Source organism: Waterburya sp., from assembly GCF_058530065.1.
Map to the genome: position 1 here is coordinate 1 of NZ_JBZNBU010000073.1, position 4,595 is coordinate 4,595.

General features: G+C 37.5%; 5 protein-coding genes. All 5 read left to right on the plus strand.

From position 1 onward, the window contains the following. Positions 1 to 37: 37 nt before the first annotated feature. The gene (locus AC33VI_RS04815; RefSeq protein WP_491781130.1) at positions 38 to 1,150 is read left to right on the plus strand and encodes a hypothetical protein; all 1,113 of its coding nucleotides are present in this window, start codon (positions 38 to 40) and stop codon (positions 1,148 to 1,150) included. 105 nt (positions 1,151 to 1,255) lie between these two features. Further along, complete coding sequence (locus tag AC33VI_RS04820; protein ID WP_491781131.1) at positions 1,256 to 2,248, plus strand: KpsF/GutQ family sugar-phosphate isomerase; 993 nt, start codon at positions 1,256 to 1,258, stop codon at positions 2,246 to 2,248. Further along, positions 2,248 to 2,979 (plus strand): 3-deoxy-manno-octulosonate cytidylyltransferase, encoded by a 732-nt coding sequence (kdsB, locus tag AC33VI_RS04825; RefSeq protein ID WP_491781132.1) that lies wholly within the window; start codon positions 2,248 to 2,250, stop codon positions 2,977 to 2,979. The genes AC33VI_RS04820 and kdsB overlap by 1 nt, the downstream gene beginning before the upstream one ends. A gap of 21 nt (positions 2,980 to 3,000) precedes the next feature. Further along, the gene (locus AC33VI_RS04830; protein ID WP_491781133.1) at positions 3,001 to 3,798 is read left to right on the plus strand and encodes a hypothetical protein; all 798 of its coding nucleotides are present in this window, start codon (positions 3,001 to 3,003) and stop codon (positions 3,796 to 3,798) included. Positions 3,799 to 3,826: 28 nt separating this feature from the next. Next, positions 3,827 to 4,595 (plus strand): hypothetical protein (locus AC33VI_RS04835; protein ID WP_491781134.1); only part of this gene is annotated, 769 nt, incomplete at its 3' end.

The window sequence follows — 4,595 nt, forward strand, 5'->3', positions numbered from 1 at the left end:
ATAACTGGTCACTGATAACTCATAACTGACTACAAATATGACAATAAAAAAGATAATTTTAACAGGCGATATATTTAGGTCGAATCATCTGGGTAATGGTTCGCAAGATATAAATATTACCTGGTTATATGAAGCATTAAGACCAGGATTAAATTTAGCTGTAGATTTACCCATTGAAAAGCAATTATTTTCTAGGGAAGATACCTCTTTAACTCAAGCTGGCTATCAGGCGATCGAGTCAGAAGTTTCCTTATCAGGTTGGGCTAAGTTATATAAATATAAGCAACTAGACGATACTTTTTTAATGAATGTCTGGTTGGTTTTTAAAAACTCAATTGTAATTGCTTTTGAACTACCAGAAATCTTGCGAGATGCTTTAGATACTTTAGGTATTCCTTTTGTAGATATTATTATTCATCCAGTAAGATTTTTAGATGATATTATTTTCGGTATTAGAAGTAACAATCGGGAAATTTATCAGTTATTTACTCAATATATTGTGCCAGAAGAATTGATTTTACTTCAGGCAGGAATTGTGATGGCTTCTATGAGTCGTTTAAACCGTTTAGAGATATCTGGTAAGACTGCTTTATTTGCAGGACAAACTACCGATGATAAGGTATTAATCCATCAAAATAAATTTTATAAAGTCAAAGATTTTTGCGATCGCCTGGCAGAAATTTCGGCTAATTATGACACTCTCTTAATTAAAGCTCATCCCTACAGTTTAGATCCTTTTGAAGCTATTTCTATTTCCCGCTTATTTGGTAATTGTCAAATAGTTACAGACAACTTTTACTATTTAATGTCCCATGAAAATATCGAGGCAGTTTATAGTATTAGTTCTAGTACTTCTATCGAAGCTAAATATTTAGGTAAAGAAGGCTATCATTTCTCCGATTATCCTTTCCGCTTTACTGAAGAATATAACGAAGCAGAATTCAAACTCGGTTCTTTTTTTACTGTCGATGACACTATCTTCTCTGGAGATTTTTGGCGCAAAATCTTATCGCCTCTTGTTACAACTTCTCCCCTTACCAATCTGACAATTCCTAAAAAACCCAATCGCATCAGAACTTCTCTGCGTAGCTTTTGGGGATTCAATTTTGTCGATACCGACATCATCTGCGATCTGTATAGTCGTAGGTGATTATAACCTATAACCTATAACCTATAACGGCTTCGCTTTTACCAATAGCTAACAACTAACAACTAACAACTAACAACTAACTACTAACCATTAACAACTAACAAAATGTATACCAAACCGCCACCAAATACTGCCGCCTCAAACATATTTGAACTTCTACAACTAGAAGCTGCTGCAATCAATCGAACTTCGGAAAAACTCGATCGCACTCAAGCAGATAATAGCCTACAAATCCTTCAGAATTGCACTGGAAAGGTGATTATGACTGGGGTAGGTAAATCGGGAATTGTGGCGCAAAAAATCGCTGCAACTCTTACCAGTATCGGTACGTTAGCTATTTTTCTCCATCCTTGCGACGCGCTACACGGTGATTTTGGCATCGTTACTCCTCAAGATGTAGTAGTGATGCTGAGTAATAGCGGGGAAACCGACGAACTAATTACCATGATTCCTCATCTCAAATTACGTTCCGTACCCATAATTGGTATCTTGGGTAATATAAAATCCAGCATTGCCCGTCACGCAGATGCAGTATTAGACGCTTCAGTAGATCGCGAAGCTTGCCCCCTCAATCTCGCCCCCACCACCAGTACTACCGTCGCCTTGGCTTTAGGAGATGCCCTAGCCATGACTTTGGTACAGATGAAAGGTTTAACCCCAGAAGCTTTTGCCTATAATCATCCTGCGGGAAGACTGGGTAAGCGTCTAACTCTGCGAGTTAGAGATTTGATGCACGATCGCAACTATCCCCAACTTTACCCCGACGCACAATGGACTGATGTAGTCTGTGCTTTGACTCAGGGGGGTTTTGGTGCGGTCAATATTATCGATAGCGAAAACTTACTATTGGGAATCATTACCGATGGGGATTTACGCCGTTGGATTATGAAAAGTCATGCAGAGTATATCTACAGCCTCACTGCTAAAGACATGATGACCAAAGATCCCGTAGTGGTCAATCCCCAAACCCTCGCTTACGATGCGTTGCAACTGATGGAAAAGCGAGAGTCACAGATTTCGATTTTACCTGTTGTCGATGGCGACAACAAAAGTATTGGTTTAATTCGTTTACACGATATAGTTAGGAGTGGACTATAATGAAGAATCTCGGTGTAATTCCCGCCCGTTATGATTCTCAGCGTTTGGCTGGCAAGGTTTTAGCCTTAATCGGTAATAAGCCAATGGTGCAATGGGTATACGAAGCAGCGGTAAATTCTCAAGTATTCGATAAAGTAATAGTAGCCACCGACAGTTTACTGGTTAGCGATCGCGTTAATAGTTTTGGCGGTGAAGTAGAATTAACTAGCAGCGAACATTCTACAGGTACAGATCGCGTGGCAGAAGTAGCCACCCGCTATCCCGAATACTCGGTAGTAGTAAATGTCCAAGGAGATCAGCCTTTTGTCACTTCTCAGATGTTGCGGGAGTTAGTCACACCCTACCAAGAAGGAGAGTTACCCGAAATGACTACTCTAGCTTGTCCTCTCGATCGGGCTACCGACTATCACAATCCTAATGTAGTTAAAGTAGTCTGCGGACAAAACAAACAGGCTTTATACTTTTCGCGATCGCCAATTCCTTTTTATCGCAATTCCATAGAAGTACCCGTCTACCACCATCTCGGCTTATATGCCTTCCGTCAGGATTTTCTCGAAACTTATACCCAACTTCCTGCTACTCCCATCGAACAATGCGAAGGTTTGGAACAATTGCGAGTCTTAGAACATGGCTACACCATCCGCGTCTGTCAAACAGCTAAAGCTGTTATGGAAGTTAACACCGCCGAAGAATTAACTAAAGCACAAAATTTAGTACTAGAAACTGCTTAATTATTACGATATTTAATTAAAATGAACCAAAAACCTTGTTTCCTCATCGCCAAACAACGCTCTGGTACTAGAGTCTTTGGCAGAATGCTCGAATCTCATCCTGCGATTGCTTATTGTAGTGAAGTTTTTCATGAAAATGCTTCTGATAAAAATGGCTATTTTCATTTCTTAAAACGTCAAATCGAACGAGATTCAGGTAACCTTAAATATCTTTATCCCGATCGCCGCGAAGAGTCTTTCCAAGATTTTCTGGATTTTCTGGGGGAAGGATATGGCAAAAATAAGTTTGTTTTAGATTTAAAATATAATCAGCTACATCACTTAAATGATTATTGGTATTTGACTAATAATCAACCCCAAGTCCTCAAGTTTATCAAGCAAAATAAATATCCTGTAATTCACCTGATTCGGAGAAATGTTCTTAAAGTTTTAGTGTCTCAAACTTTAGCCTCAAAGCATCAAATTTGGCACGCTAAACCAGAGCATCTGAAAAAGATTGGCAACACTAAAATTACCTTGAATCCTACTACTATTTTTAATCAACTGAATAGTAGAAAGAAAGAAATAACTCGGATTGCTTCATTCTTTAAGAATTATAAGAATTCTATTACCCTCTATTACGAAGATTTATTTGATGAAAATCGTTCTTTTTCTCCCAGTACGGTTAACTCTTTAGCAGAACTTTTAGAAGTAGATGCTGCCAGATTCAATACCGAACCTTTTTACGTCAAGCAAACTTCTTTGTTAACTAACGTCATTGATAACTTTTATGAAATCAAGGAAAGTTTGCAAAACACGGAATTTGAATGCTATTTATAAGGGATTTTAAGCTAAAAAAATTAAAACAATGACAATATATCTCCATTGTGGCGGACATAAAACAGCTTCCAGTTTCATGAAAATGTTCTTGCGTAAAAACCAAGAATTATTTGCCGAACAAAAAATTGCTATCCATTTAGATCGATTTCGCGATCGCGATATTTCCGCCAATGATATTATCAAGTTGGCAGAAGAAGATTACCAAAATAATTATCAACAAATAATTATTTCTGAAGATGCCAATATTATTGGTTTGATGCCTGGTATTTTTCGAGCGAGCGAGCGCAATTTTTTTCATCCCAATTCTATTCTTAAGTTTGCTAATTTGATTAGTAAGGTGAATGAAAAATATCCCACAAAATTTTTGTTATGCGTTCGCCGACAAGATAGTTATTTAGAATCTTGTTATAAATTTCGTAAAATTCATGGTGCAAAATACTCTTTAGATGAGTTTTTAAAAGAAATAGAAGAATTTGATATTTCTTGGTACAACGTAGTTAATGCTGTAGCTTATCAAATCGGTCAAAAAAACTGTATTACTACACCCTATGAAATACTGAAACAGTCCCAAGTAGAATTCATTAAGATTTTTTTCCAATCGATTATCGATCTCGACTTAGAACGAGTGGTTTTTCCTCCACCTAATAATCTAGGTGCGTCGGAATTAATGATGGCAACGATCGATTATTTCGATAATCAATTTACTGAGATTCCTCCCAAACATCGTCAGGGAATATTAGAAATCATTAAAAAACGAGAACCGCAAAATAATCCTAAACCTTCCCTCCTGTTAGATA

Excerpts from the sequence above, each read along its gene's own strand:
- AC33VI_RS04815 (WP_491781130.1), top strand. The coding sequence starts at position 38 with ATGACAATAAAAAAGATAATTTTAACAGGCGATATATTTAGGTCGAAT.
- AC33VI_RS04820 (WP_491781131.1), top strand. The coding sequence starts at position 1,256 with ATGTATACCAAACCGCCACCAAATACTGCCGCCTCAAACATATTTGAA.
- kdsB (WP_491781132.1), top strand. The coding sequence starts at position 2,248 with ATGAAGAATCTCGGTGTAATTCCCGCCCGTTATGATTCTCAGCGTTTG.
- AC33VI_RS04830 (WP_491781133.1), top strand. The coding sequence starts at position 3,001 with ATGAACCAAAAACCTTGTTTCCTCATCGCCAAACAACGCTCTGGTACT.